Annotated in this window: 25 protein-coding genes and 1 riboswitch; of the genes, 13 read left to right on the top strand and 12 right to left on the bottom strand. The window is 67.9% G+C overall.

Features of this window, described 5'->3' with window-relative positions; genetic code table 11:
• The first annotated feature begins 192 nt into the window (after positions 1-192).
• Positions 193-366, top strand: a riboswitch (yybP-ykoY riboswitch).
• A gap of 3 nt (positions 367-369) precedes the next feature.
• Positions 370-927, top strand: coding sequence for a manganese efflux pump MntP (locus ACZ9AQ_RS12890; protein WP_429205164.1), 558 nt, complete (start codon positions 370-372; stop codon positions 925-927).
• Between the two features lie 16 nt (positions 928-943).
• Here ACZ9AQ_RS12890 and ACZ9AQ_RS12885 read toward each other — a convergent pair whose 3' ends face one another.
• From ACZ9AQ_RS12885 to tssF, 3 genes are all read right to left on the bottom strand, one after another.
• Positions 944-1,573, bottom strand: a complete 630-nt coding sequence (locus ACZ9AQ_RS12885) for a type 1 glutamine amidotransferase domain-containing protein (RefSeq protein WP_429205165.1) — start codon at positions 1,571-1,573, stop codon at positions 944-946.
• A gap of 118 nt (positions 1,574-1,691) precedes the next feature.
• Positions 1,692-2,723: a type VI secretion system baseplate subunit TssG gene (tssG, locus tag ACZ9AQ_RS12880; RefSeq protein WP_429205166.1), complete on the bottom strand. Its 1,032-nt coding sequence runs from the start codon at positions 2,721-2,723 to the stop codon at positions 1,692-1,694.
• Positions 2,720-4,564 carry a type VI secretion system baseplate subunit TssF gene (gene tssF / locus ACZ9AQ_RS12875; protein WP_429205167.1) on the bottom strand — a complete coding sequence of 615 codons (1,845 nt, stop codon included), beginning with the start codon at positions 4,562-4,564 and terminating at the stop codon, positions 2,720-2,722. The genes tssG and tssF overlap by 4 nt, the downstream gene beginning before the upstream one ends.
• A gap of 198 nt (positions 4,565-4,762) precedes the next feature.
• Between tssF and ACZ9AQ_RS12870 the strand changes: the two genes are divergently transcribed.
• Both ACZ9AQ_RS12870 and ACZ9AQ_RS12865 read left to right on the top strand, forming a co-directional pair.
• Positions 4,763-6,181, top strand: a complete 1,419-nt coding sequence (locus tag ACZ9AQ_RS12870; RefSeq protein ID WP_429205169.1) for an MATE family efflux transporter — start codon at positions 4,763-4,765, stop codon at positions 6,179-6,181.
• A gap of 51 nt (positions 6,182-6,232) precedes the next feature.
• On the top strand, positions 6,233-8,452 hold the full coding sequence (locus ACZ9AQ_RS12865; protein ID WP_429205171.1) for a S9 family peptidase: 2,220 nt from the start codon (positions 6,233-6,235) through the stop codon (positions 8,450-8,452).
• A gap of 78 nt (positions 8,453-8,530) precedes the next feature.
• Here ACZ9AQ_RS12865 and ACZ9AQ_RS12860 read toward each other — a convergent pair whose 3' ends face one another.
• The gene (locus ACZ9AQ_RS12860) at positions 8,531-8,737 is read right to left on the bottom strand and encodes a CsbD family protein (RefSeq protein WP_429205172.1); all 207 of its coding nucleotides are present in this window, start codon (positions 8,735-8,737) and stop codon (positions 8,531-8,533) included.
• Positions 8,738-8,919: 182 nt separating this feature from the next.
• Here ACZ9AQ_RS12860 and ACZ9AQ_RS12855 point away from each other — a divergent pair, with 182 nt between their 5' ends.
• The gene (locus tag ACZ9AQ_RS12855; RefSeq protein WP_429205174.1) at positions 8,920-10,017 is read left to right on the top strand and encodes an AI-2E family transporter; all 1,098 of its coding nucleotides are present in this window, start codon (positions 8,920-8,922) and stop codon (positions 10,015-10,017) included.
• A 122-nt stretch (positions 10,018-10,139) separates the two neighbouring features.
• Here ACZ9AQ_RS12855 and ACZ9AQ_RS12850 read toward each other — a convergent pair whose 3' ends face one another.
• Together ACZ9AQ_RS12850 and ACZ9AQ_RS12845 are read right to left on the bottom strand one after the other, a co-directional pair.
• Positions 10,140-10,316: a CsbD family protein gene (locus ACZ9AQ_RS12850; RefSeq protein ID WP_429205175.1), complete on the bottom strand. Its 177-nt coding sequence runs from the start codon at positions 10,314-10,316 to the stop codon at positions 10,140-10,142.
• Positions 10,317-10,409: 93 nt separating this feature from the next.
• Entirely contained in the window at positions 10,410-11,051 is a 642-nt protein-coding gene (locus ACZ9AQ_RS12845) for a class I SAM-dependent methyltransferase (protein ID WP_429205293.1), read from the bottom strand.
• Between the two features lie 258 nt (positions 11,052-11,309).
• On the opposite strand from ACZ9AQ_RS12845, the gene ACZ9AQ_RS12840 reads away from it, so the two are divergent.
• Positions 11,310-11,591 carry a flagellar protein FliT gene (locus ACZ9AQ_RS12840; RefSeq protein ID WP_429205176.1) on the top strand — a complete coding sequence of 94 codons (282 nt, stop codon included), beginning with the start codon at positions 11,310-11,312 and terminating at the stop codon, positions 11,589-11,591.
• A gap of 97 nt (positions 11,592-11,688) precedes the next feature.
• Here ACZ9AQ_RS12840 and ACZ9AQ_RS12835 read toward each other — a convergent pair whose 3' ends face one another.
• On the bottom strand, positions 11,689-12,792 hold the full coding sequence (locus tag ACZ9AQ_RS12835; RefSeq protein ID WP_429205178.1) for a type IV pilus assembly protein FimV: 1,104 nt from the start codon (positions 12,790-12,792) through the stop codon (positions 11,689-11,691).
• An 88-nt stretch (positions 12,793-12,880) separates the two neighbouring features.
• Between ACZ9AQ_RS12835 and fumC the strand changes: the two genes are divergently transcribed.
• From fumC to ACZ9AQ_RS12820, 3 genes are all read left to right on the top strand, one after another.
• A complete protein-coding gene (gene fumC, locus ACZ9AQ_RS12830; protein ID WP_429205180.1) occupies positions 12,881-14,275 on the top strand; it encodes a class II fumarate hydratase in 1,395 nt (464 codons plus the stop codon).
• A 98-nt stretch (positions 14,276-14,373) separates the two neighbouring features.
• Positions 14,374-14,586 carry an RNA-binding S4 domain-containing protein gene (locus ACZ9AQ_RS12825; protein WP_005668930.1) on the top strand — a complete coding sequence of 71 codons (213 nt, stop codon included), beginning with the start codon at positions 14,374-14,376 and terminating at the stop codon, positions 14,584-14,586.
• Between the two features lie 144 nt (positions 14,587-14,730).
• Complete coding sequence (locus ACZ9AQ_RS12820) at positions 14,731-15,015, top strand: DUF883 family protein (RefSeq protein WP_429205181.1); 285 nt, start codon at positions 14,731-14,733, stop codon at positions 15,013-15,015.
• Between the two features lie 150 nt (positions 15,016-15,165).
• On the opposite strand, the gene ACZ9AQ_RS12815 is transcribed toward ACZ9AQ_RS12820, so the two are convergent.
• From ACZ9AQ_RS12815 to ACZ9AQ_RS12795, 5 genes are read right to left on the bottom strand one after another with little or no spacing between them, the layout of a single operon-like run.
• Positions 15,166-15,357 (bottom strand): YjfB family protein, encoded by a 192-nt coding sequence (locus ACZ9AQ_RS12815; protein WP_005668925.1) that lies wholly within the window; start codon positions 15,355-15,357, stop codon positions 15,166-15,168.
• Between the two features lie 23 nt (positions 15,358-15,380).
• Positions 15,381-15,965 (bottom strand): molybdopterin-guanine dinucleotide biosynthesis protein B, encoded by a 585-nt coding sequence (gene mobB / locus ACZ9AQ_RS12810; protein ID WP_429205183.1) that lies wholly within the window; start codon positions 15,963-15,965, stop codon positions 15,381-15,383.
• Positions 15,952-16,674, bottom strand: coding sequence for a general secretion pathway protein GspB (locus ACZ9AQ_RS12805; protein WP_429205185.1), 723 nt, complete (start codon positions 16,672-16,674; stop codon positions 15,952-15,954). The genes mobB and ACZ9AQ_RS12805 overlap by 14 nt, the downstream gene beginning before the upstream one ends.
• Before the next feature lies 1 nt (position 16,675).
• A complete protein-coding gene (locus ACZ9AQ_RS12800; protein ID WP_429205186.1) occupies positions 16,676-18,298 on the bottom strand; it encodes an AAA family ATPase in 1,623 nt (540 codons plus the stop codon).
• A 30-nt stretch (positions 18,299-18,328) separates the two neighbouring features.
• A complete protein-coding gene (locus ACZ9AQ_RS12795) occupies positions 18,329-18,850 on the bottom strand; it encodes a hypothetical protein (protein WP_429205188.1) in 522 nt (173 codons plus the stop codon).
• A gap of 201 nt (positions 18,851-19,051) precedes the next feature.
• Between ACZ9AQ_RS12795 and ACZ9AQ_RS12790 the strand changes: the two genes are divergently transcribed.
• The 5 genes from ACZ9AQ_RS12790 to nagZ all read left to right on the top strand — a co-directional run bounded on the left by ACZ9AQ_RS12790 (position 19,052) and on the right by nagZ (position 25,188).
• Complete coding sequence (locus ACZ9AQ_RS12790) at positions 19,052-20,419, top strand: GIN domain-containing protein (RefSeq protein WP_429205190.1); 1,368 nt, start codon at positions 19,052-19,054, stop codon at positions 20,417-20,419.
• A 221-nt stretch (positions 20,420-20,640) separates the two neighbouring features.
• Positions 20,641-21,519 carry a glucosamine kinase nucleotide-binding domain-containing protein gene (locus ACZ9AQ_RS12785; RefSeq protein WP_429205191.1) on the top strand — a complete coding sequence of 293 codons (879 nt, stop codon included), beginning with the start codon at positions 20,641-20,643 and terminating at the stop codon, positions 21,517-21,519.
• Complete coding sequence (nagA, locus tag ACZ9AQ_RS12780) at positions 21,516-22,613, top strand: N-acetylglucosamine-6-phosphate deacetylase (protein WP_429205192.1); 1,098 nt, start codon at positions 21,516-21,518, stop codon at positions 22,611-22,613. Before ACZ9AQ_RS12785 ends, nagA begins: the two co-directional genes overlap by 4 nt.
• A 44-nt stretch (positions 22,614-22,657) precedes the next feature.
• A complete protein-coding gene (locus ACZ9AQ_RS12775) occupies positions 22,658-23,668 on the top strand; it encodes an SIS domain-containing protein (RefSeq protein ID WP_429205295.1) in 1,011 nt (336 codons plus the stop codon).
• A gap of 11 nt (positions 23,669-23,679) precedes the next feature.
• On the top strand, positions 23,680-25,188 hold the full coding sequence (gene nagZ, locus ACZ9AQ_RS12770; RefSeq protein ID WP_429205193.1) for a beta-N-acetylhexosaminidase: 1,509 nt from the start codon (positions 23,680-23,682) through the stop codon (positions 25,186-25,188).
• Positions 25,189-25,366 lie beyond the last annotated feature (178 nt).

Below are 25,366 nucleotides of genomic sequence, written 5' to 3'. Positions count from 1 at the left end.
ACAGCGCACGGTTACCGGGGATCGGGTCCGTCGCCGCGCCACTGCCGAATCTTGCATGAGTGCTATTTTTTTAAAGCTTGGTCGAGAGAGCAAACCACGCCCACGGAGGGGCAAGGCGTGTCGGACGGACCGGGCCAGCGCCATCCTCGTGCACGCGGGTTTGTTTCTTGTCTTCAAGCCATTCTTGCGTTACCATGGCGGCCGCCCTTGGGGAGTAGCCTACTTCCGCAACGGAAGTTTCCGCATCAACATACTTGACGTTTCCACGTCATGGTCCGGAAGCCTTCTGGTTGGCAAGACCATTGGCATGTCTGCGCGACGATCGGGCCGCGCGGCATGCCTTGTGTCGTGCCCGATCGGAAAGCTGTCATGACCCTCGCTGCAATCATCATTCTCGCCCTTGCCATGTCCACCGACGCCTTCGCCGTCGCGATCGCCATGGGTTCCCGACGCGCCCACGTCCTGTTCAAGGACGCCCTGAAGGTCGGCATTCTGTTTGGCATCATCGAGGGCGTCACGCCGCTGATCGGCTGGGCGCTCGGCAGCATTGCCGCGTCCTACGTCGAGAACTGGGACCACTGGATCGCCTTCGCCCTGCTCGGCGGCCTGGGCGTGCGCATGATCATTGAGGGATGCAGCGAACCGGATGCGGACGCGGACGATCCTGCCCGCCCGTTCTGGCTGCTGGCCCTGACCGGCTTCGCCACCAGCATTGATGCGCTGGTGGTCGGCGTCGGCCTGGCCTTTGCCGACACCGGCATCCTGTGGCCGGCGCTGGCAATCGGGCTGGCGACCCTGACGATGGTGACGCTGGGATTACTGATCGGCCGCCGCATCGGCGCCGTGGTGGGCAAGCGCGCCGAGATCTTCGGCGGCCTGGTATTGATCGCGGTGGGCAGCGTCACGCTGTACGAACACCTGCAGTGACGCCGCCGCGGCAGGGTCAGGACGTCGGACCCGGGTCGCTGCCCGCCTGCTGCAGCACCATCAGCTGTTTCTGGATCGCTTCGTTGAACGCCGGGATGTCGTCCGGCTTGCGGCTGGTGATCAGCTTGCCGTCGACGACGACTTCCTGATCGGACCATTCGGCGCCGGCGTTGCGCAGGTCGTGCTGCAGCGACGGCCAGCTGGTCAGGTGCTTCGACTCGGCCACGCCGGCGTCGATCAGCGGCCACGGGCCATGGCAGATCGCGGCGATCGGCTTGTCCTCGTCGCCGAAGGCCTTGATGAACGCGATCGATTCAGGGCTCAGGCGCAGGGTGTCCGGATTGGCCACGCCGCCCGGCAGCAGCAGCAGGTCGTAGTCGCCCGATTTGGCGTCCTGCACGCTCAGTTCGACCTTGAATTTCTGGTCCGGCGTCAGTTGATCGAAACCCTGGATCTCCTCGCCCACTTTCTTCGGCGAGACCAGGGTCACCTTCACGCCGAGCTCCTCGAGGAAGCGGCGCGGCGCCGTATACTCGACCTGCTCGACGCCGTCGGTCATCAGGACCGCGACGCGCCGGCCCTGCAGGGACTGGGTGGCTGCCGGTTCCACGTGGTCCGCCGGCTGCATGTTTTCTGCTTGTTGCATATGACCTCCTTATCGATGCCGTTGATTCGCAATGCGATTGATTCGCGATGCGGTTGACTGGCATTGATTGTAGATCTATCAACGCGCCGGCGGCGCGCGCATGCCTGCCGGCATTCAATTACTCGGCCGGCCCGATTGAATCGAGCAGATAACATACGTCGTCGCGGTCGCGCCGCCCGGCCCGGGGGCACAGGAATCCATCCAGTCCCAGGCGCACCGCGCCGTCCAGGCAGGCGCCGCCGACGTCCTCGCGCCGCAGCACCACCTGCAGTTCGCGGAACGGCACCTCGATCGCGAAGCGGTCCAGCAAGGCGGCCAGCGCCCGTGCCCCTTCGGCGCCGGGCAGGAAACGCTCGAAGGCGCGCGCATCCAACGGCCCCAGCCGGATGCGGATACCCAGCTCGGGCCGCAACAGGCGCGCTCCCGCGGTCGCGCCCTCCCCCAGCACGCAGTTGCTGCTCGCGAGCCGCGTGCGCTGCCCCGGCTCGAGCACGTCCCAGCGTCCGGTAAATTGTTCGACCCGCACCGGCACCCGGAAGTACGCTCTCAGCACGCCCGCGATCGACTCCGCGCCGACCACCCGGCTGCGCAGCGCCGCCGCGAACCGGGCCAGGCTGGCCGCCTCCACGCCGGGCATGGCGTCCTCGCGCGACGGCACCCCTGCCAGCGCCAGCAGCAGCGGCAGGAAACGGTCGACCCCGGGTTCCATCGGATGGCGTACCCGGTACTTGCACCAGGCCCGGTAGAACAGTCCCACCTGGCGGCTCGACAACAGGTCGAGGAAGGCGCGCGGCCCCTCGTCGCGCACGGCGAGCTCCCAGGCCGCGAAACGTTCGGTGTAATGCAGCGGCAAGGTCCCCATCACGCCCAATAAACCCATCAGCGTGGGCGTGACGCTCACCGCCGGCACGCCCTCGGTGGTGGGCACGATGGCCTCGATCTCGCTGGCCGGAAAGGCCAGCCCCAGGCTGTTGCGAAAGCGGATCAGGCCGCCCAGGGCATGCTCGGGTGCGATGCCCTGGTGCGCCAGCCAGCTCACCAGCAGCCGCACGGCCTGGAAGAATTCGTAGCGTTGCGGCTGCCGCAACAGGTCGACGATGGCGCCGGTGCGCCGCGCGGCGCTCCCGCCGGCAGTCACGCCGCCGCTCATACCAGCGCCAGGCTGCCGTTGCGGGGCTCGCATCGCAGCAACTCCTTGTCGCTCTGCGCCGACACCAGCACCAGCCGGGTAAAGCTGTTCAGGTGCACGTACAGGCCCAGGAAGCGGCTCACGACCTGCGCGAACACGAACAGGCTGCTGCCGGCGAAGGCTTCCTCGTCCACCGTCATGCGCACGTCGATGCCGTGCACCAGGCTCGCGCCATGACGGTTGCGCAGCCAGGCGGTGGCCGGGCTCGATGCCATCGCGCTGACGCCGGCGATCTGGCGCTGCGAGGCGCCAGAGCGCGGCAGGTCGTACAGGGCCAGCGTCTCGCGGAAGGCGTCGAGGTCGGCCAGCGACCGGTGGTTCAGGGCCAGTTGCGTCACCAGGCGCCAGTGGGTGCCGTTGCGGTTGCCGAAGCGCAGCGGTGCAGAGGGCTTACGCAGCAGGCGGATCGGCAGGCCGCCCGTCGCGGTCTCGCTGGCCAGGTCGCCGCCCGGCGCCTTGATGCCGACGCCGCAGGCGGCCGCGCCGTTGCTGCAGGTCAGGTCGATCGAGGCCACGCTGGCATCCTCCCCCAGCCGCGAAAAATCGTCGTCGGTGAAAGCGATCTTCATGCGGTGACGGCTGTCGCCGCTGTCGTCGCGGCGCGCGAACCAGTAGCGCCGGCCATGCTCGCCGGCGGCGCCCCCTTCGCCGTGGCGCAGTCCGTAATAGGGACGGTATTCCACGCTGGCGGCCTTGCCGTCCTCGGTCCTGAGCACGTGCACGGCGTCGATCGCATACACCTCGACGCCCTCCTCGTGCCGGCTCGGCGCCACGTCGTACATCGCCGAACGGTGCGTGATGCGCACCGGCGCCGCCGCCTGCCGGAACAAATTCACCACCGGCACGCAGCCGGTGAGCAGGTTGGCGGCAGACAGCGCGCGCAGGATGCGCGCCGGGCCGGCTTCGGCATGCATGCCGGAGAGCAGGAAATGCAGGGTGAAGCGGCACGCGCCGGCCGGCAGCAGCGGCGCCAGCCGGGCCAGGTCGACGTCCAGGAAGTGGAATTTATCGGGGAAGGCGAAGTACTCGGTCAGCAGCCGGTAGGCGGGATGGGCGTGCTCCGGTTCCGGCACCAGCGCCTCGTCGGGCTCCAGGCCGCCCAGTTGCAGCGCCGCGCCGTCCAGGCGGCGCCAGCCCTCCATGCCTTCGGCCTCGAGCCAGGTCTCGACCACGTTCATGCCCAGGGCGTCGATCAGCGCCGCCGACAGCAGGGCGTCGCCGTCGACGTACAGGCGCAGGCGCGGCAGGCCGCGACCATGCAGCATGCGCGCCGGCGCCACGCTGTCGAAGGCGATGCCGATGCGCGCGCCCGCGCGCGGCGGCAGCCGGATGCGCGGCGGGACGTGGGCCACCGGCTCGAACCAGGCGCGCGCCACCTTCACCGGCGCCAGCGCCAGTTCGGCCGTGGTGCGAAAGGTGCACGGCGCGCCGCGCGCCCTGAGCGAACTCATCTCGGTGCCGCGCGGCACCGCCTGCACGTGCTCGATCTTGCCGGCCCGGGCCTGCGGATCGCCGCCGTCCACCTGCGCGATCGAGCAGCTCGGCAACCCGTGCAGGAAGTGCGGATACAGGCTGTCCAGCAGGGCTTCGGTCAGCTCCGGATAGTCGTCGTCGAGCTTTTTCGCGGTGCGCGCGTTGAGCAGCGCGCAGGCCTGGATCAGGCGCCGGATGTGGGGGTCTTCGCTGCCCTCCGGCCCCAGCCCCAGCTCGGCGGCCAGCCGCGGGTACTGGTGGGCGAGCTCGCGGCCGACGGTGTTCAGGTAGACCAGTTCGCGCTCGTAGTACGGCAACAGTTCTTCCATGAAGACCTCCTCGGGCTATCGCTCTACGGTGGTGCAGATCGCGGCAAGTTGTATTGCGTATGCGCAACATTAACGATGGGATAAAACTTGGTGCGATCAACAGATCTCTCCCTGGCCTGCCCTGCCGGGACAGGCGCTTACACCGGTCTTGACAATAAATCAGTAAAATCACGGGTCCATCGTCCCCCTACCCGCATCATGACCGCCACCCACGCCACCAGCACCGTCGCCGCCACGCCCGTCCGCACCGAGATCGTCACCCTGTGGCGCCTGTCGTGGCCGGTGCTGGTCGGCCAGCTGGCGACGGTCGGCATGGGCGTGGTCGACGTCGCCCTCACCGGCCACGTCAGCGCCGACGAACTGGCGGCGGTGTCGCTGGGCACGGCGGTATGGTCGATCGTGCTGGTGACGGTGATGGGCACCATGATGGCGATTAACACCGTTGTCGCGCACGAGATCGGCGCCGCGCGTCACGACCGGGTGCCGCATTCGGTGCGCCAGGCCATGTGGAAGGGCTTGCTGGTCGGCCTGGTCGGCTGCCTGTTCGCCAACCTGTGCACGCTGCTGTTCGACCACATCGGCATGGACGCCCACGTGGCCGACCGCGCCGCGCTGTTCCTGCACGTGATCAGCGTCGGCATGCCGGCCTTCGGGGTGTACCGCGCGCTGTATGGATACACCACCAGCATCAACCAGACCAAGCCGGTCATGTGGATCGCCATTGCCGGCCTGGTGTTCAATACCGTGCTCGCCTGGGTGCTGGTGTACGGAAAATTCGGCTTCCCGCAGCTGGGCGCGGTCGGCTGCGCGGTCGCCACCGCCGCTGCACTGTGGATGATGCTGGGCGCCATGCTGTGGTGGATCGTGCGCTCGCCGGCGTACCGCCTGACCTACCCCTTCGACCGCTACGAAGGGCCGGATGCGCGCGAGATCGGCGCCCAGCTGCGCCTCGGCCTGCCGATCGGCGTCACCTATTTTGCCGAAGTCAGCGCCTTCGGCCTGATCAGTCTGCTGGTTGCGCGGTATGGCGTGGTGCAGGTGTCGTCGCACCAGATCGCCCTGAACTTCGCCTCGCTGGTGTTCATGGTGCCGCTCAGCTTCGCGATCGGCATGCTCACCCGCGTCGGCCAGGCGATGGGCGAAGGCGACCCGGTGCGTGCGCGCTTCGTCGGCTGGGTCGGCGTGGGCGTCTCGGTCAGCTTCGGCGTGGCGGCCGCGCTCGGCATCGCCCTGTTCCGCTGGGAGATCGCGGCCATGTACACCTCCGACCCGGCGGTGCAGCAGGTGACCGCCAACCTGCTGCTGTTCGCCGCCCTGTTCCAGCTGTCGGACTCGACCCAGGTGGCGACCGCCTCGGCGATCCGCGGCTACCAGGTGACGCGCCCGCCGATGGTGATCCAGCTGCTGTCGTTCTGGGGCCTGTCGCTGCCGCTCGGCTGCATCCTCGGCCTGGCGCCGGCCTGGTTCCCGTGGACCCCGGCCGCGCCGATGGAAGCCACCGGTTTCTGGATCGGCCTGGTGGTGGCGCTGACGGTGGCGGCGGTGTTGCTGACCTGGCAGTTCGAGAAGCTGGCGCGCCAGCGGATCCGCGATGGCGCGATGGCGCAGCCCCGCTGACTCTGGTATCGTCTCGCGATTGCTGTAAATTAATAATCCTCGAGAGACATCATGCGCCCTCTTCTCCTCCTACTGGCCGCGCTCGCGGCCGCTCCCGCCATGGCCGAACGACTGACACTGGACCGCATCTACGGTGAATCTTCGCTGGCCGGCGCCAGCGTGCGCAACCTGCGCGTCTCGCCCGACGGCGAACGCGTGACCTTCCTGCGCCCGCGCGCCGACGACCAGTACCGTCTCGACCTGTGGGAATACAACACCAGGAGCAAGGCGACGCAGCGCCTGGTCGATTCCAAGCAGCTGGTGCCGAACGAGGAATTGTCACTCGAGGAAAAAGCGCGCCGCGAACGCGCGCGCACCGCCGGCCTGTCGGGCATCCTCAACTATTACTGGTCGCCCGACGGCAAGCGGCTGCTGGTGCCGATCGGCGGCGACCTGTATCTCGTGGATGCCGCCAGGCCGGAAGCCGCGCGCAAGGTCGCCTCGGGCAACGTCATCGATCCGAAGATCTCGCCGCGTGGCCGCTACGTGTCGTTCGTGCGCAACCAGAACCTGGTGGTGATCGATCTCGCCACCGGCGCCGAGCGCCAGCTGACCACGGATGGCAAGGGCACCGTGCACAACGGCGAAGCGGAATTCATCGCCCAGGAAGAGATGGACCAGCACACCGGCTACTACTGGGCGCCGGACGATTCGCACATCGCCTACCGCCGCTACGACGAGGCGCCGGTGCCGGTGGTACGCCGCTTCGAGATCTTCGCCGACCGCACCGAAGTGATCGACCAGCACTACCCGGCCGCGGGCGACCCGAACGTGGCGATCGAGCTGATGATCGTCGATCCGGCCACCGGCGCGCAGCGCAAAATCGACCTCGGCCAGGACAAGGACATCTACCTGGTGCGCGCCGACTTCAGCGCCGACGCCAAAACCCTCGTCTACCAGCGCCAGACGCGCGACCAGAAGCGCCTCGACCTGGTGGCGGTCGACGTCGCCACCCTGGCCCAGCGTCCGCTGTTCTCGGAAACCTCCCCTACCTGGGTCGAAGTCCATAACGACCTGCGCTTCCTCAAGAACCGCCAGGCCTTCGTCTGGGCGTCCGAGCGCAGCGGCCGCAAGCACCTGTACCTGTATGACCTGAACGGCAAGCTGCTGCACCCGATCTCGCGCGGCGACTGGGGCGTGGACAATATCCTGGCCGTCGACGAAGGCGCCGGCAAGGTCTATGTGTCGTCGAATCGCGACGCCGTGATCGACAAGCAGACCTATGCGCTGTCGCTGGACGGTCGCGGCGCCGACAAGCCGACCCGCATCACCCAGGGCGACGGCTGGCACGAGGCCTCGTTCGCCGGCAACGGCAAGCTGTTCGTCGACACCTATTCGAACCCGAACACCCCGCCGCAGGTATCGATCCGCCGCGCCGACGGCAGCATGGTCGAGTGGATCGAAAAGAACGAACTCGATGCCGACCATCCGTACACGCGCCACCTCGATGCGCATCTGCCGACCGAATTCGGCACCCTGAAGGCGGCCGATGGCCAGACCCTGCACTATTCGATCATCAAGCCGGCCGGGTTCGATGCGAACAAACGTTACCCGGTATTCCTGTTCACCTATGGCGGCCCGCATTCGCAGCGCGTGACCCGCGCCTGGGGCAATTATTTTGACCAATACATGGCGCAGCAGGGCTTCGTGGTCTTCCGCCTCGACAACCGCGGCTCGGGCCGCCGCGAGCGCCAGTTCACCGATGTGTTGCACAACAACCTGGGCCAGCACGAAGTCGAAGACCAGGTGGCCGGCATCGACTGGCTCGCCAGGCAGAGCTTCGTCGATCCGAAGCGCGTGGGCGTGTTCGGCTGGAGCTATGGCGGGTTCATGACCTTGCGCCTGCTCTCCGCGGCGTCAGGCAAGATCGCGATGGGCGTGTCGGTGGCGCCGGTGACCGACTGGGCGCTGTACGACACCCACTATACCGAGCGCTACGTCGGCGGCACCCCGAAGGGCGATCCGGAAGCTTACCGGCGCAGCGGCGTGTTCGCCCACCTGGACGGCATGCAATCGCGCCTGCTCCTGATCCACGGCATGGCCGACGACAACGTGCTGTTCTCGAACACCACCCTGCTGATCGACGAACTCGTCAAGCGCAATGTGCAGTTCGACCTGATGACCTATCCGGGCGCCAAGCACGGCATGTCGGGTCGCACCAACCAGCGCCACGTGTATGGCCTGATCGAGTCCTACTTCAAGCGGCAGCTGGGCGGCACGCAGCCGAACTGATCGCTGTTTTCCAAAACAAAACGGCCGCGTCGATCGACGCGGCCGTTGTTCATTGCGCTCGAAAAAGCGCGGCGTGGCTTACGGACGTGGCGCTGGACGGGTTGCGCCGTCCACGGCATCCTTCACGCCTTCTTTCGCGTCGCCGTAGGCTTCCTGGGTCTTGCCCTCGGCCTGGTTTGCCAGGCCCTTGGCCTGCTGTTCGGTGCTGCCCACCGCTTTACCGGCGCCTTCCTGAATCTTGCCGCCGATGTCTTTCAGTTTGCCTTCGACTTGGTCTTTGTTCATGGTGTTCTCCTTGAGTAATACATGCCTGGATGGCCATGCGATGACTTCAGAATAGTCCTTTCGCGCCCGCTCATCTGTTCGCGCACGCACATAGTCATGCGACCCCATCCGCGCGACATTTTTATGGCTTGAATGCTAATCTTTTTTTGCAACGCGGCGCGCCGCTCGAGAAGAGAATCCCCATGAATGACACCACTCCCGACACCGTCCCGGCAACCCATGACGCCCCACAAGGCCAGCGCCGGCTGGCGCGCCGTGTGACCCTCGTCAATGGCATCGCAGTGCTGTTCGTCCTTGGCCTGGCCGCCGCCGTGCTGGCGGCCGATGCGCTGCTGCTGGTGTTCGCCTGCGTCCTGTTCGCCATCCTGCTCTATAAACTGAGCGAGATCATGCACCGGCGCTTTCATCTGCAGCGCAAGCTCGCGCTCGGCATCGTCGTGCTGCTGCTCGGCGCCATCATCGGCTTGGGCGGCTGGGCGATGGCGCCGCAGATTTCCGAACAGTCGACCCAGCTGGCGAAGGAAATCCCGGCCGCCATCGAGCGCCTGCAGGGCGAAGTCGAACAGCATCCCCTGCTCAAGCGCGTCGTCGACGAACTGCCGCCGCCGGAAGACATCGTCAAGCAGATGAGTTCGCTGGTGCCGAATGCCGGCCTGTTCTTCACGGGCGTGCTGGGCGCCCTCGGCAACGTCGTCATCATCATTTTCGTCGGCATCTATTTTGCCGCCACGCCGGGTGTGTATACCGGCGGCTTCATCCGCCTGATCCCGCAGCACAGGCGCGGCCGCGCGCGCGAGGTCATCGATGAGATCGGTGATTCGCTGGCCAGCTGGCTGCTCGGCAAGGCGGTGTCGATGCTGATCGTCGGCACCACCACCGCGATCGGCCTCTCCCTGCTGGGCGTGCCGCTGGCGCTGATCCTGGGCATCATCGCCGGCCTGCTCGACTTCATCCCCTACCTCGGCCCGATCATGGCCGGCATCCCGGCGGTGCTGCTGGCACTGTCGATCAGTCCGGAAATGGCGATGTATGCGCTGCTGCTGTTCGCGGCCATCAACATGCTTGAAGGTTATGTGCTGCAGCCAATGATCGAAGCCAAGGCGATCGACCTGCCGCCTGCGCTGGTGATCGTGATGCAGCTGGTCTTCGGCACCCTGTTCGGCTTCGCCGGCGTGGCGCTGGCGACACCGCTGGCCGCAGTGCTGTCGGTGCTGGTCAAGATGCTCTATATAGAAGACGTGCTGGGGGACCGGCCGGCGCAAGGAGCGGCGCCCGGCTGAGGGCGCTGGCCTGGCGTCGCCATCCGGACGCCTGGCGCATCATCCGGGACGCAATTCGGCGGCCAGATAGCAGAACGGCCCGGTCGCGTTCACGACCGGGCCGTTCTGGAAGACGGGCTGGATCAGCGATTGCCTTTGGCGACTTCCTTCATGTCGCCGACTTTCTTCTGGACCTTGCCTTCGGCCTGATTCGACAGGCCTTCGCTCTGCTGCTGGCGGCTGCCGACGGCTTCGCCGATTTTCTGCTGCACCTTGCCGCCAACTTCCTTCGCCTTGCCTTTGACTTGATCCTTGTTCATTGCAGTCTCCTTGCCTGTGACGTGGATGAGCCTTAAGAATAGGTAGAACTTCCAGGCGGTTCTGTTCGACGCTTAACAAACAGGTCGCAACAACTACCCTGGTTTTCTCCAGACGCTGGCCAGCCAGGGCTGCTGGTCGCGCGGCAGGCCGGGCGGACGGTAGTAGTGATGCAGCGCGGTGAAGCCGGCCGCGCGCAGGTAGCGTTCCCAGGTGGGGTAATCATGATAACTGCCGTAGCGCGGGCCGTTCCAGCCTTCCTGGTTGTCGCCGCGCGGATTGGAACTGAACAGCACCCCGCCCGGCTTGAGCGCGGCGTGCAGGTGCGCGAGCACCTGCGGCAAGGCGGCGCTGGGCACATGGAACAGCACCGCGTTGGCGAAAATGCCATCGAATAAGCCTTGAGGCAGATCGAGGTGCAGGAAATCCTGGCGCCAAACCTCGCAGCCGCTGTAAGCGCGCGCCATGGCGACGAAGCGTTCGCTGCCGTCGACGCCGATGGCACGATGGCCCAGCGCGCCGAAGGTCTTGAGGTCGCGCCCCGGGCCGCAGCCCAGGTCGAGGATGGTGTACGGGCGCGGAGCCTCGATCGCGTCCAGCAGGGCGGCGATGTTCTGGCTGACGTCGTGGTCGATCGTGCCGGCGAAGAAGGCATCGGCGTTGCGCTCGTAATGCGCCAGCGTGCGGCGCGCGATCTCGTCGAGCGCGTCGTGCGCGTCGTGCTCCTCCGCGTGCATCTTGTCGTGTTTGTTCTCATGATCCATGACGACAGTATGCCAGCCGGCGGCGAACGGCGCCGTCGCCGCGCGTCGATCGTTGACCAGGGGATGCGAAAGCGGTGCGCCATGCCGCGCAACGGCGTGGCATGGCATGCCAGACCGCCTCAAAAAAAATTCAAGATTTTTTCGAGGCAACCCTAAAGTTCCCGAAACCGCTGCCGTAAAAGAACCAGACAACCGGCAATCCGGCCGGACTTTCATTGTTTTGGTGGCAACATGAACGCAAACGACGCCCTCGCGATGTACGAAAACCTGGCTGGCCTGACCCGTCGGATGTCGGACGCCGCCAAGACCGGGGATTGGAACGAGTTTGCCAGCCTGAACCTGGAAGCCAAGGTCGAAGCCCGCAGCGCCGCCGCCGGCATGCCTGCCCTGGCAGGCGCCCAGCGCCTGCGCAAGATCGACCTGCTCAAGCAGCTGATGGCCAATGACCGCGCGATCCGCGACGTGACCGAGCCATCCGATGGCCGGCTGGACCGCGCGCTGCAGGCGCATTGATTCCCGGTGCATTGATTCCCGGCGAATCCTGAACGAAGGCACCTGCGGGTGCCTTTTTTGTTGGCCTCATCGATCACACGTCCTGCATTACGCACCGTCACCCTGGTGTCGACATCTGCTTCCCGGTCTCGTCCAGATTCGGCTCGACCGGTTCCGGGCTTGTTTTCTTGCGCGCGATACGCTCGCGCAGGCGCGTGATCCAGGGTACGCCGCGCATGGGCTGAAGCTGCCCTGCCCGCTGGCGACGCCGCCGCACCAGCATCAGGAGCGCAGCGCCGGCCAGCACCAGCATGGCGCCAACGGCGCCGGCGATCCAGCCCCAGGGCGTCGACGCCTCCGGTTCGGGCGCCGGACGCCGCCGCGCCGGATGCGGCGTGTTCGGGTTGGCAAGCTGCGGCTTGCCCACCGCCGCCGGACTGGCGCCGAGCGCCACCTGCAATACCTTCACCTTGTCTTCCAGCTGGCCGATCTGTTCGCGCAATTGCGCATTCTTGACATCCAGCGCGGCGCACACGGTCGAACGGTCGATGCCGGGGGCGCAGGCGGCCGGCGCAGGCGGTGCGGCCAGCGCCAGGGGCAGCGCCCTGGGCGGCGGGGTCGGCTTCGCGGCCGGCGCCGGCCGCGCTTCCCGTGGCGGTTCCGGCCTGGGCTCGGCCCCGGATGCGGGTTCCGGCTTCGGCGCCGGCGCGATCTTCGCGACGACCGGCACGGGGGGCGGCGCCGGACGCGACTTGGCCACGACCGGCGCGACCGCGGCCGGCGGCGGCGTGGCGGCCACGACCGGCGTCGCGATCCTGGCCGGCGCCGGCGGCGGGGGATTCGGATCCGGCGCCATCGACAAGGTCACCAGGCGCACGTCGCGCTGGCCGCCATCGGCCAGTTCCAGGTACAGGTGCAGGCGGCTTGACTCGACCGGGGCCAGCGACGTGACGCGCAGGAACTGGCGGCCCTCGCGCTGCGTCACAGTCATATTCAGTGTCGACAGCATGTGCGGCATGCCGATATTGGCGCCGCGGTAGACGTTCGGGTGGGCCAGGCGCACCTGGACCGGGGTCGACGGGGCGGCGAGCATGGTCAGTTCAATGTCCGCCACGAGCGGCTGGCCGATGTACGAAGCGACCTGCGCTTCGCCCAGTTCGGCTGCGCCGGCGAGGCCGGACAGCAGCGTGCAAGTGATGGTCAAGGGGAGGCGGCTAGCCATAAGGAATACCGAAAGAGAAGCCCAAGCGTAATTAACGGACATTGCGATAAACTCTTTAATCCCAGCCCCTTGTAAAACAGGAATGTTTATGGAAAACAGGATTGAGAAGGACAGCTTTGGCCCGATCGACGTGCCTGCCGATCGTCTATGGGGCGCGCAGACCCAGCGCTCGCTCCACCATTTCCACATCTCCACCGAGCGCATGGCGCCCGAGCTGGTCGCGGCGCTGGCCCAGGTCAAGCGTGCGGCGGCGGCGGTCAACCGTTCGCTCGGCAAGCTCTCCAGCGACAAGGCCGACGCCATCATGCGGGCGGCCGACGAAGTGCTCGAGGGCCGCCATCCTGACGAATTCCCGCTCGCCGTCTGGCAGACCGGCTCGGGCACGCAAAGCAATATGAACATGAACGAAGTGCTGGCCAACCGCGGCTCGGAGCTGCTGGGCGGCGCGCGCGGCGAAGGGCGACTGCTGCACCCGAACGACGACGTCAACATGGGCCAATCGTCGAACGACATCTTCCCGACCGCCATGCACGTGGCCGCCGCCTGGGCCCTGGCCAAGAATGTGCTGCCGGCGCTGGCCCAGCTGCGCGGCACCCTGCTGCGCAAATCGCGCGATTTCGAGCCGATCGTCAAGATCGGCCGCACCCACCTGCAGGACGCAACGCCGCTGACCCTGGGCCAGGAATTCTCCGGCTACGTGGCCCAGCTCGACTATGCCGAGCAATTGCTGAAGTCCACCCTGCCGGGCCTCTTGCTGCTGGCCGCCGGCGGCACCGCGGTGGGCACCGGCCTGAACGCCCACCCCGAATTCGCCCCGCGTATTGCGGCCGAGCTCGGCTCGCGCACCGGCCTGTCGTTCAAGACCGCGCCGAACAAGTTCATGGCCCTGGCCGCCCACGACGCCATGGTCGGCGCCCACGGCGCTTTCAAGACCCTGGCCACGGCCCTCATGAAGATCGCCAACGACGTGCGCTGGATGGCGTCCGGCCCCCGCTCCGGCCTGGGGGAGATCACCATTCCCGAGAACGAACCGGGCAGCTCGATCATGCCCGGCAAGGTCAATCCGACCCAGTGCGAAGCGCTCACCATGCTGTGCTGCCAGGTATTCGGCAACGACGTCGCCATCACGGTCGGCGGCTCGCAGGGCAATTTCGAGCTCAATGTGTTCAAGCCCATGATCGTGCATAACTTCTTGCAGAGCGCACGCCTGCTGGCCGACGGCATGCGTTCGTTCGACGAGCATTGCGCCCGGGGCATCGAGCCGAACCGCGCCCGCATCGGCGAGCTGATGGAAAAATCGCTGATGCTGGTGACTGCGCTGGCGCCGCACATCGGGTATGATCGCGCCGCGCAGATCGCCAAGAAGGCATCGACGGACGGCCTGACCTTGCGCCAGGCCGCCCTGCAGAGCGGTTTCGTCGACGAACGGCAGTTCGACCAGTGGATCGTGCCGATCGACATGACGCATCCGGATCCGGTGTAAGCCGGACGACGCTGCGGTGTCGATCGAACGACGGCGTTCCACGTCCACATTAGGCGACCTCATCAATCGTACGCCGCCTTCACCAACCCGAGGATAGAATGCAAAAAATAGTTTTCGATTTGACATCAGAATTCGTCGAGGTCAACCAGCTGCTGAAGCTGGTGGGCCTGGTCGATAGCGGCGGCGCCGGCAAGAACATGGTCGCCAGCGGTGTGGTGTCGGTCGATGGTCGGCAGGAACTCCGCAAAACGGCGAAAATCCGCAGTGGCCAGACCGTCTCGGTCGGTGACCTGCGTATTACCGTGCAGTAAGCTGTTGACGCCCGCGCGCCGGGCTTATAGTGCGAAGAAATAGGGCACCAGAACGGCTGTCTTATGTTTGCGCACTAACAAACAGAGCGGAGCTTCCTTGTTTATATTTTAAGACGTCACTCATACGGCTTAGAGGTGAAGGCGATGGAAAACTCTGAACACACTGCACAAACGCAGGAGCAATTGATTGGCGACCTGCGCCTCGTGATCGAAAACGCGGAAGAACTGCTCAAGAATACCGATCATTATTCCAGCGCCCTGTACCAGAATGCGCGCGCCAAGCTGTCGCTCGCCCTCGAAGCGGCGAATGAAGAACTGTCACGCTTCGAGGATGCCCAACTCGAGCGCATGATGGCCGCTACCCGCGCCGCCAATGACCGCTACCAGGACCGGTCGGGCGAGGAGCGCATCCTGCGCGCATTCCACTAAACGACGACAGCAAAAACCCGGCATGCAAGCCGGGTTTCAAAAGGCAAGACACAATCCCATGTGATCTTCGACCTGGCTTTTGCGCTCAAGTTCGTGCCTTCTGCATCGATCAGCGCCGATCGCTCAGGCGCTGGATTCACGCCTTTGTGTTCAAGCTTTGGTATTGATCGTATTGCCCAGGTGTGGTGGCAGGTTTTGCGGCTGTGGCAGCGCGTCGAGCAGCTGGGCGGCCGATGCCGCCTGGATGTCCATGGATTTCTTGAGCATGGAAACGCCGACTTCCTGACGGATACCGGTTTCGGCCATGCTGGTTGCAAGCTTTGCAATGTTCGTGACGTCCATACACCTCTCCAGAAAAAGACACGTCAGTCTTTAACGGCCGCTTCGCCCCGAACTTGAGGCTGCGACTTTAACCATCCGCAAACCCATTCCACCACCTGCCCCAGGTCGTTCAAGTCGAGCCAGGCGAGTCCGGCGTGCGCATCGACGGGCCGCGCCGCGTCCGAGATCACGCCCAGGATCGTGACATCGTCCTGGAACAGCGGCGGCTTGCCCAGACCCGGGCGGTGCACCTCCAGCTTGGGCAGGGATGTCCATTTATAGCCTTCGACCAGGGTCAGGTCGGCCGGCGACAGCCGCGCCAGCAACTCGTCCAGCCCCGGCTCCGGCTCGGCGCGCAGTTCGCGCATGATGGCAATGCGGTAAGGCGACGCGATCATCACCTCGGCCGCCCCGGCCAGGCGCAGGCGCGCGCTGTCCTTGCGCGGCGGTTCGAGTTCGATGTCGTGGTGGCTGTGCTTGACGATGTTGACCCGCAAGCCGTCCTGCGCCAGGCGCGCGACCAGCCCTTCCAGCAAGGTGGTCTTGCCGCTGCCCGACCAGCCCACCACGCCCAGGACCGGGCCGGCCCCCTGCCGTTGCGCCGTTGGCGGCGCTTCAGTACGCGACACGGTAGCGGGTCCCCCTGTAGTTCATCACCGCCGCCTTCGGCATCAGGCGCTCGAGCACCAGTCCGGGCGCCACTTCCTCGCCTTCGCGGCGCAGCATCTTATCGACCAGCAACAAGCTCTCGCCCGGTGTCGGCGAATAGATGTAGCCGCCGAAGCTCAGTTGCGGGATCTCGCGCCTGACCGCCTCGGGCAATTGCTGCAGGGTACGCAGGTTGTCGTCGCCGGCCGGCACGGCCGCCGCCACGGGCGCCGGTGTTGGCGCCGGTGTCGACGCCGGCTCCGGCGCCGGTTCTGACGCCTTGCGCGCCGGCGCGGCCCGCGTTGAAGAAGCCGGCGCTTCGGCCACGCCCCTTGTCTGCGCCGGCTTCGCGGCCACCGGCGCGGCTGCGCGCGGCGCCGGCGCTGGAGCGGCGGTCGGCGCAGGAGCAGGATCAGGAGCGGATGCAGGTGCGGGCGCAGACACCGGCGCCGGCACGGCCACCGGCGCCGCCGCCAGCCGCACCGGCTGCTCGCCCCCGTGGCGTACCCACAGCAACGCGGCGGCCGCCACCAGCACGCCCAGGCCGAGGCCGATCACGAGATGGCGCCGGTTCCCGCCCTGGGCGCGATCCGGCGCCGCATACATCGGCGGCGGCGCATGGATGGTCGGGGCATTGCCCAGCTGGCGTTCGGCCTGGGCCTTCTTGAGTGCTTCGAGGATGTACGACATATCAGTTTCCCGTCGCCGGACCGGCCACCAGGCGCGGCTCGGCCACGCCCGACAGCTGGTTCAGACGCATATAGGTGCGCGGCCCGGCCACGCCGTCCGCCTTCAGGTCCTGGGCCGCCTGGAAGGCGCGCAGCCATTCCTGGGTGCGCGCCGCCAGCGGCTGGTCGAGCGGCGGCGCGGTGGTCTTGTTCAGGCCCGCCAGGCGCTGGGCGATCCAGTCGACGTCGGGGCCACGGTCGCCCTGTCCCACGACGTCGCGAAACGCGCCCGGCATGCGCCAGAACGTCGTGAACTCGCCGCCGAAGCGCGAGACGAAGGCGGGAATGGCGACCCGCGCGCGGCGCCCATCCGCGGCGAGCAGCACGCTGTCTTCGTCCATCCCGACCAGCACCGCATACCCGGTGCGCGGACCATCGTGCAGGGTGACCACGGCCGGGCGGTCCAGCAGGCGCAGTTCGTACAGGCCGCCGCGGCCCTGGTGACAGCGCAGGTTGGCGCGCTGCGCCGCCTCGCAGATCGCCTTCGGGCTGGCGCCGGCAATGCCGGCGAACGACGGCCCCCACAGGGCCGCCAGCGCGCGCAGCGCATCGGTCTCGTTCTTGCCGACCGCGAAATCGGCGCCGGCCACGGGCGCCCCCTCCATCGACGGCGGCGCCGGCCTGGCCGCCACCTGCTGCACGGCCGCCGCCCCCGCTTGCGCGGCGGCCGGCTGCGCCTGGTGCGGCAGCATCTGCCAGGCCGCGGCGCTGATCGCCACGCCGGCCAGCGCCCCGCCCGCCAGCAGCGGCCAGCGCAGCGGCTTGCGTGGGGCCGGCTCGCCGGCAAACACTTCCTCGGCCGACCTGAGCAGGATGGCGCGCGTGACTTGCGGGCTGTTCTCGACATAGGCGCCGAGCAGCGCGCGGTCGCACAGCAGGTTGATCCGGCGCGGCACGCCATGCGTCAGGCGGTGTACCTGCGGCGTCAGGCCCGGCGGGAACGGCATCCCGACCGCCCCCGACACCGCCAGCCGGTGCGCGATATAGGCCCCGGTTTCCTGCTCGGACAGCGGCCCCAGGTGATAGCGCGCGATCACGCGCTGCGCCAGCTGCTCCAGCTCCGGCCGCGCCAGCATGGTGCGCAGCTCGGGCTGGCCGATCAGGATGATCTGCAGCAGCTTGCGCTCGCTGGTCTCGAGATTGGTCAACAGGCGCAACTGTTCGAGCACCTCGCTCGACAGGTTCTGGGCCTCGTCGATCACGAGCACATTGTTCAGCCCCTGGGCATGCGATTCGAGCAGGTAGCGGTTGATCGCATCGACGTACGATTTGACGCCGCTCACCCCGGACGGCAGCGCGATGCGCAGCTCGTCGCAAATCGTCTGCAACAGCTCTTCGGCGTTCAGGCGCGGATTGAAGATATAGGCCAGCCGGCAATCCTCGGGAATCTGCTCGATGAAGCAGCGGCACACGGTGGTCTTGCCGGCGCCGATCTCGCCGGTCAGCAGGACGAAGCCGCCGCCGCTGCCGACGCCGTACAGCAGGTGGGCCAGCGCCTCGCGGTGCCGTTCGCTCATGAACAGGTAGCGCGGATCGGGCGCGATCGAGAACGGGGCGTGCTTCAGCTGGAAATAATGGTTGTACATGCGTTGGAACGGACGATGTGGCGTGCGCGGCTAGCGGCCCGGAGGCTGCGGCTTGAACTTCGCGCAGTATATTTTGCTTTTGTCATTGGCGTAGGCGATCGTGCTGCCCGGGTTGGACTTGCGCAAAGGGTGGCGCGAGGCGTCCACCGGCTTGAAGGCGACGCCGACGGCGGCGCGCACCGATTTCTCGAGCTCCTCGGGCGTGCTGTCGAGGACGGCGGCCACGAACACCAGGTTGCTGGTGTCGTCGCTGACCATCACCTCGCTCACCTGGGCGCCCCACAGCGACGCCTCGGTTCGGAACCACCAGGCGCCGCCCTCGCGCTTGTAGGCCGGGCCGAAGGCCTGGGTCAGGTAGGCGTGGAAATAGGCATTGTCCAGCTGGCTACGGCACAGCAGCGCGCTGCCGATCACGGGACCGAAGGTCGACGGCGCCGCCATGGCGCCGGAGCAAGCGAGCCCGGCCAGCAGCGGCAAGGCGCGCAGCAGCGGCCGGACGGCGCCCGACGATCTTGCTGCCCGCGCTGAAGGCGGGCCAGGGTCACGTTTCACGACAAGCTTCTCCTTCGACGATCTCGACATTATGACATTCCATGCCGGACATGGGACCGGGGATTGGCGCAAACGCCGCGCGGTTCGTCGCGTACGGGCGCAGCCGGTCGCCCCAAACCACCGCTTCGTCGGATTCATCGTGCAGCGCGCACGGGCCCGGCATATCGTTCAGTCTCCCGTCGACTCCGAACCAGGAACACCATGCACATCGTCCTGAAAACCGCCCTGACCGCCTTCGCCGCCGGCGCCACCCTCCTCGCGATCGGCGACAGCCAGGCCGGCACGCCCGACAGGCGCATCACCGAGCAGCGCAGCGTCGGCGCCTTCAGCGCCATCGAACTGTCCGGCCCCTACGACGTCACGATCGACGCCCAGGGTCGCTCCGGCCTGCGCCTGTCGGGCGAGCGGGAGCAGCTCGACGGGGTCGAGGTCTTCGTGCGCGGCGACACCCTGGTCGTGCGCCCGCTGGAACGCCGCTCGTTCCAGTTCGGCTTCAGCCAGCGGCGCCAGGCCGTCACGATCGACATCGGCACGCCGCAGCTCGAGCGGCTTGCCATGTCGGGCAGCGGCGACGTCACGCTGGCCCAGGTCAACGGCGAGCGCGTCGCGCTGCAGGTCGACGGCCCTGGCGACCTGCAGGTCTCGGGCGCGGTGCGCGAGCTCGCACTGCGGGTGAGCGGCAGCGGCGACACCGACCTGCAGCGCCTGCGCGCCGGCAAGGTGGAACTGGCCATGAGCGGTCCCGGCGACGTCTGGCTCGCCAACGTCGACCACGACTTGCAGGCCAGCCTGACGGGCTCGGGCGACCTGGACGCCGACGGCCTGCGCCTGGCGCGCCTGGATGCGCGCGTGACCGGCCCCGGCGGATTGCGGCTGCGCGGCAGCAGTCTCGAGGTGCGCGCCGAGCTCACCGGCTCGGGCGACTTCGACGCCTGCGACCTGGCCGCCGGCCGCGTCAGCATCCAGCAGCGTGGGCCGGGCGACGCCTGCGTCGGCGGCGCCATTACCCACCTCGACGCCGCGGTGAGCGGTTCCGGCGATTTCACGGCGCGCGGCTTGCGCGCGCAAGCCGCCGCCCTGCGCCTGGACGGTCCGGGCGACGTCACCCTCGGCGGCACAGTGGCCGATCTGAAGGCCGAACTGACGGGCTCGGGCGACCTCGACGGCAGCGCGCTGGCGGCGGGCAAGGCCGCCATCAAGAGCCGCGGCCCCGGCGACGTCGCACTGGCCCGGGTATCCGACGTGCTGGAAGCCGAGCTGCGCGACTCGGGCGGCCTGAAGGCCGAGATCGACGGCAAGCGCCTGGTGCTGACGTCGAGCGGCCCGGGCGGCGCCGACATCGGCGGACGGGTCGACCTGGTGCGGGTGCGACTGAACGGCTCGGGCGCGCTGGACGGCACCCGTCTGACGGCCGGGCGCGCCGACATCGCCGTCCACGGGCCCGGCGCCGCCAGGGTCCATGTGCTGCGCGACGCAAACCACCACGGCGACAGGGACGCTGCCGCGAAGGACGCGCCGGCCCGGTTGCTGGTGGTGCAGCGCAGCGGCAGCACGACCACGGCCGAGTGAGCTTGACGCGGCGCGCGCCTCGCACCGATCGAGGCCGGCCGCATCGCCGAAAGCAATACCAGTTGAGATACCAATCCCGCCAACCGTCCCTGTTGAGGCCGGGATTATAAGCGCAGACTATCGCGCGATAGTGGTCCGCATCGACGCATACCAGTTAAATACCTGTTGACATCCAGATAGGGCCTGCATATAGTGCCCTGACCCTATTTCTCCCACCTACCATGATCGACTATCTCATCGGCGTCGACGGCGGCGGCACCAATACCCGCGTACGCCTGGCCGGGCGCGACGGCGCCGAGCTGGCGACCGGCCGCAGCGGCGCTTCCGGCCTGGTCCACGGCATCGACAATGCCTGGCGCGCGGTCGAGGACGCCACCGCCAGGGCCTTTGCCGCGCTCGGCATCGACGCGATTCCCCGCCAGTCATGCGCCATCGGCCTGGGCCTGGCGGGCGTGCACAACAAGAAATGGGCGGCCGCTTTCCGCGCCGCCAATCCGGGCTACGCCGCACTCAGGCTCGACACCGACGGCTTCACGACCCTGATAGGCGCCCATGGAGGCCGCCCGGGCGCCATCGTCGCGATCGGCACCGGCAGCGTGGGCGAAACCCTGCGGGCGGACGGCACGCGGGTCGAGGTCGGCGGCTGGGGCTTTCCGTCTGGTGACGAGGCCAGCGGCGGCTGGATGGGCCTGCGCGCGATTGCCCACGTCCAGCAGGTGCTCGACGGCCGGGCCGAGGGCGGCGCGCTGGCGCGCGACATCATCAAAGCCTGCGGCGGCGGGCGCGACGCGATCCAGGTCTGGCTCGGCAAGGCCAGCCAGACCGATTACGCGAGCCTGGCGCGCTTCGTGGTGGAGCATGGCGAGCACGACCCGGTCGCCGGCGCGATCCTCGAGCAGGCCGGCCGCGAAGTGGCCACGATGGCGCAGGCGCTCGACCCGTCCGGCACCCTGCCGCTGGCGCTGTGCGGCGGCCTGGGCGACGTCCTGCGCCCGTACCTGCCGGCCGCGACGCTGGCGCGCTGCAGGGCGCCCCATGGCGATTCGGCCCTGGGCGCGCTGCGCATGATCGAACTGCACCTGAAGGACACCCCGGCATGACTGGCTCAATCAACGGCAACATCCTCACGCCCGACGGCTGGGTACGCGGCACGCTGCGCTACGGCGAGCGCATCGACGCCATCGACGGCAGCCCGGGCGACCCGAACGCCAACGGCGACGACTACATTTTGCCCGGCTTCATCGACGTGCACGTGCACGGCGGCGCCGGACGCGACATGATGGAAGGCGGCGACGCCCCGCACGTGATCGCCGCCCTGCACGCCAGGCACGGCACCACCAGCCTGCTGGCCACCACCATGACCGCGCCGGTCGAGGACATCGACCGCGCCCTCGCCGCCATCGGCCGCGCCTGCGCCGCGCGCGGCAAGGGAGAAGCGCGCATCCTGGGCGTGCACCTGGAAGGCCCGTACATCAATGCGGGCAAGCTGGGCGCCCAGCCGCCGTTCGCGCGCGAAGCCAGCCTCGCTGAAGTGAAACGCTTCGACGCCCAGGCGCCGATGAAGCTCATCACGGTGGCGCCCGAGATCGACGGCCACATGGAGCTGGTGCGCCTGCTGACCGAGGCCGGCATCCGGGTCCAGGTCGGCCACACCAACGGCAACTACGAGGTCGGCGTGGCCGCGCTCGAACACGGCGCGGCGGGCTTTACCCACCTGTTCAACGCCATGCCTGGCCTGCACCACCGCGATCCCGGCATGGTCGGCGCGGCGCTGGCGCATGCCGAATACGCCGAGATCATCCCCGACCTGCTGCACGTGCATCCGGGCGCGATCAGGACCGCGCTGCGCTGCATTCCCAAGCTGTTCTGCGTGACCGATTCGACCGCCGCCGCCGGCATGCCCGATGGCGAATACATGCTGGGCCGCCAGGTGGTCCATAAATGCATGGGCGGCGTGCGCCTGGGCGACGGCACCCTGGCCGGCAGCACGCTCACCATGGACCAGGCGCTGCGCAACCTGGTGAGCATCGGCCTGCCCCTCGCCGAGGCCAGCCTGCGCGTGTCCACCAACGCCGCCGACTACCTCGGCGAAACCCAGCGCGGCCGCCTGGCGCCGGGCTGCCATGCCGACTTCGTGGTCCTCGACCGCGACCTGAACATCAAAGCCGTCCATATCGAAGGAGAAGTCCTGTGAGCACCGCTACCGCTTCCGCAGTCACCCAGCCCGCCCCGTCGCTCATGCTGCAGGAGGCCTTGTCGGCCGCCGATTGCATCGCCCACCAGCTGACCCAGGACGTGGAGCGCTACGCGGAGCTGGGGGCGACGCTGCGCGCGGCGCCGCTGCACAGCGCGGTGACCGTGGCGCGCGGCAGCTCGGACCACGCGTCGAACTACCTGGCCTACCTGATCATGGCGCGCATGGGCCGCCTGGTGACGTCGCTGCCGATGTCGCTCATCACCCTGTACAAGTCGCCGATCGTCGCACGCGACACGCTGGCGGTGGCGATCTCGCAGTCGGGCCAGAGCCCCGACGTGGTCGAGCCGATCCGTTATTTTCGCGCTGGCGGCGCCACCACCGTGGCCCTGGTCAACGACCCCGCGTCGCCGCTCGGCGACGCCGCCGAATGGACCATGCCGCTGCATGCCGGCCCCGAGAAAAGCGTGGCCGCGACCAAGAGCTTCATCGCCAGCCTGGTGGCCGGCGCGCGCCTGGTCGCCAACTGGCAGGACAGCAAGGAGCTCAAGGACGGCGTCAACGCCCTGCCCGACGCGCTGCGCGCCGCCGCCGAGGTGGACTGGTCGGCCGCGATCGAGGTGCTGGCGCCGGCCCGCAACATCATGGTGGTAGGCCGCGGCATCAGCTTCCCGCTGGCGCTCGAATCCTCGCTCAAGTTCAAGGAAACCTCGGCGCTGCAGGCCGAGGCGTTCTCGGGCGCCGAGATCAAGCACGGCCCGATGGCCCTGATCGAGGAAGGCTATCCGCTGCTGGTCTACGCCACGCGCGGCCCGACCCAGGCCGGCCTGGTGGCCCTGGCCGACGAGATGCGCGCGCGGGGCGCGCGCGTGCTGCTGGCCGCGCCGGCCGACGTCGCCAGCCGCGACCTGCTGCTTCCCACCGCGGCCATCCCCGACCTCGACCCGATCACCGCGGTGCAAGCCTTTTATACGATGGCGGCCAAGCTGTCGGCCGCGCGCGGCATGAACCCGGACCAGCCGCGCCACCTGAGCAAGGTCACCAGGACCAACTGACCACAAGATCCATGACCAGTACCATGAGCGATTACCTCGACCTCGCCGGCCAATTGATGATGGTGCGCCTGTTCGGCACCGAACTCGATGCCGACACCGACGCCTTCCTGCGCACGCACAAGATCGGAGGCGTGTGCCTGTTCCGCCAGAACATGGTGGACGCCGACCAGCTGACCCGCTTCACCGGCGCCCTGGCGGGCGCCATCGGCCCACGGGCCCTGGTCGCGCTCGACCAGGAAGGCGGCGCCGTGGTGCGCTCGACCTGGGTGCCGGCGCCGCCGAGCGCCATGGCCCTGGGCGCCGCGAACGATCCGCAGCTGGCGCGCGAGGTCGGCGCCGCGGTGGCGCGCGCGGTACGCGCGCTGGGCTTCAACTGGAACTTCGCGCCGGTACTGGACCTGAACAACAACCCGCACAACCCCGTCATCGCCGAGCGCTCGTTCGGCGCCGATCCATTGCTTGCAACTCGCCTTGCCCTGGCCTGGATGGAAGGCAGCGAGAGCGAAGGCGTGGCCTGCTGCGTCAAGCACTTCCCCGGCCACGGCGACACCCACGTCGATTCGCACCGCGACCTGCCGCGCGTGGACAAGCCGCGCGAGGAGCTGGAACGCTTCGAGTTCGCGCCGTTCCGTATCGCCGCCAGGGCGGCAACGCCGGCGCCGGCGGTGATGACGGCGCACATCGTCTATCCCGCCCTGGACCCGGTCAATCCGGCCACGATGTCGCGCGCCATCCTCACCGGCGTGCTGCGCGAGGAATTCGGCTACGACGGCGTGATCATCACCGACGGCATGGACATGCATGCGATCGCGCACCGCTACGGCGCCGGCCAGGCCGCCGTCAACGCGCTGGCGGCGGGCGCCGACATGGTGATGGCGATCGGCACCCGCGACACGCAAATCGAGACCGTGCACGCGATCGCCGGGGCGATCCGCGACGGCGTGCTGCCGCTGCCGGACGTCGAGGCGAAACTGGCGCGCCTCGGAAAGCTGGCCGACGCGCATCCCGCGCGCGCCGTCGCCTACGCCCGCGAACAGGATGACCGCGCGCTGATGGCGCGCGCCTGGCGCGCCGGCCTGACCGCGCTCGGCCAGCCGCAACGGCCCGCGCGCGGCAGCCGCGTGCGCCTGGTCGCACGCGCCGACGTGGTCAGCGACGGCATCGCGGAAGCCGGGGTGCCGGCGGAGCGCATCGCCCAAGCGCTGGGCATCCTGTATGACGTTGACCTCGTCACCTTCGCCGACAGCGAAAGCTTCGACTGGTCGGTTCTACCGCAGGACGGGCGCTTCACGATCCTGGCCTCGACTTCGCGCCGCCGCTATGGCCCGAACGCGCGCGCCGGTTGGCGTCCCGACCTGCACCTGGCCCTGTGGAATCCCTACCAGGCGCTGGACTTCCCGGCCCCGGCCCTGATGAGCTATGGTTTCGCCGCGCCCGCCCTGGAGGCGGCGGTGGCCTGGCTGGCCGGCGAGATCGATGCGCCGGGCACGTGCCCGGTGCCAGGGTTCGAACGGCAATGACACGAAGGTGACCGCGGCGAGGTAACGCGATGTAACGACGCTGGGCGTACGGGCGAGCTCTGCGGCACAATTGGCAGGCCAGAAAATTGCCGATATATGGGACAATGCACGTTTGTCCAAGATTGGCATTTTTGCTATATTGCGGAAAAAATGTCGCGCAAGCGCGTTTCGTCGAAAT

It is taken from the genome of Massilia sp. UYP34 (genome assembly GCF_056279385.1).
This window is presented reverse-complemented; position numbering and strand designations above follow the sequence as displayed.

Excerpts from the sequence above, each read along its gene's own strand:
- ACZ9AQ_RS12890 (WP_429205164.1), top strand. The coding sequence starts at position 370 with ATGACCCTCGCTGCAATCATCATTCTCGCCCTTGCCATGTCCACCGAC.
- ACZ9AQ_RS12885 (WP_429205165.1), bottom strand. The coding sequence starts at position 1,573 with ATGCAACAAGCAGAAAACATGCAGCCGGCGGACCACGTGGAACCGGCA.
- tssG (WP_429205166.1), bottom strand. The coding sequence starts at position 2,723 with ATGAGCGGCGGCGTGACTGCCGGCGGGAGCGCCGCGCGGCGCACCGGC.
- tssF (WP_429205167.1), bottom strand. The coding sequence starts at position 4,564 with ATGGAAGAACTGTTGCCGTACTACGAGCGCGAACTGGTCTACCTGAAC.
- ACZ9AQ_RS12870 (WP_429205169.1), top strand. The coding sequence starts at position 4,763 with ATGACCGCCACCCACGCCACCAGCACCGTCGCCGCCACGCCCGTCCGC.
- ACZ9AQ_RS12865 (WP_429205171.1), top strand. The coding sequence starts at position 6,233 with ATGCGCCCTCTTCTCCTCCTACTGGCCGCGCTCGCGGCCGCTCCCGCC.
- ACZ9AQ_RS12860 (WP_429205172.1), bottom strand. The coding sequence starts at position 8,737 with ATGAACAAAGACCAAGTCGAAGGCAAACTGAAAGACATCGGCGGCAAG.
- ACZ9AQ_RS12855 (WP_429205174.1), top strand. The coding sequence starts at position 8,920 with ATGAATGACACCACTCCCGACACCGTCCCGGCAACCCATGACGCCCCA.
- ACZ9AQ_RS12850 (WP_429205175.1), bottom strand. The coding sequence starts at position 10,316 with ATGAACAAGGATCAAGTCAAAGGCAAGGCGAAGGAAGTTGGCGGCAAG.
- ACZ9AQ_RS12845 (WP_429205293.1), bottom strand. The coding sequence starts at position 11,051 with ATGCACGCGGAGGAGCACGACGCGCACGACGCGCTCGACGAGATCGCG.
- ACZ9AQ_RS12840 (WP_429205176.1), top strand. The coding sequence starts at position 11,310 with ATGAACGCAAACGACGCCCTCGCGATGTACGAAAACCTGGCTGGCCTG.
- ACZ9AQ_RS12835 (WP_429205178.1), bottom strand. The coding sequence starts at position 12,792 with ATGGCTAGCCGCCTCCCCTTGACCATCACTTGCACGCTGCTGTCCGGC.
- fumC (WP_429205180.1), top strand. The coding sequence starts at position 12,881 with ATGGAAAACAGGATTGAGAAGGACAGCTTTGGCCCGATCGACGTGCCT.
- ACZ9AQ_RS12825 (WP_005668930.1), top strand. The coding sequence starts at position 14,374 with ATGCAAAAAATAGTTTTCGATTTGACATCAGAATTCGTCGAGGTCAAC.
- ACZ9AQ_RS12820 (WP_429205181.1), top strand. The coding sequence starts at position 14,731 with ATGGAAAACTCTGAACACACTGCACAAACGCAGGAGCAATTGATTGGC.
- ACZ9AQ_RS12815 (WP_005668925.1), bottom strand. The coding sequence starts at position 15,357 with ATGGACGTCACGAACATTGCAAAGCTTGCAACCAGCATGGCCGAAACC.
- ACZ9AQ_RS12805 (WP_429205185.1), bottom strand. The coding sequence starts at position 16,674 with ATGTCGTACATCCTCGAAGCACTCAAGAAGGCCCAGGCCGAACGCCAG.
- ACZ9AQ_RS12800 (WP_429205186.1), bottom strand. The coding sequence starts at position 18,298 with ATGTACAACCATTATTTCCAGCTGAAGCACGCCCCGTTCTCGATCGCG.
- ACZ9AQ_RS12790 (WP_429205190.1), top strand. The coding sequence starts at position 19,052 with ATGCACATCGTCCTGAAAACCGCCCTGACCGCCTTCGCCGCCGGCGCC.
- ACZ9AQ_RS12785 (WP_429205191.1), top strand. The coding sequence starts at position 20,641 with ATGATCGACTATCTCATCGGCGTCGACGGCGGCGGCACCAATACCCGC.
- nagA (WP_429205192.1), top strand. The coding sequence starts at position 21,516 with ATGACTGGCTCAATCAACGGCAACATCCTCACGCCCGACGGCTGGGTA.
- ACZ9AQ_RS12775 (WP_429205295.1), top strand. The coding sequence starts at position 22,658 with ATGCTGCAGGAGGCCTTGTCGGCCGCCGATTGCATCGCCCACCAGCTG.
- nagZ (WP_429205193.1), top strand. The coding sequence starts at position 23,680 with ATGACCAGTACCATGAGCGATTACCTCGACCTCGCCGGCCAATTGATG.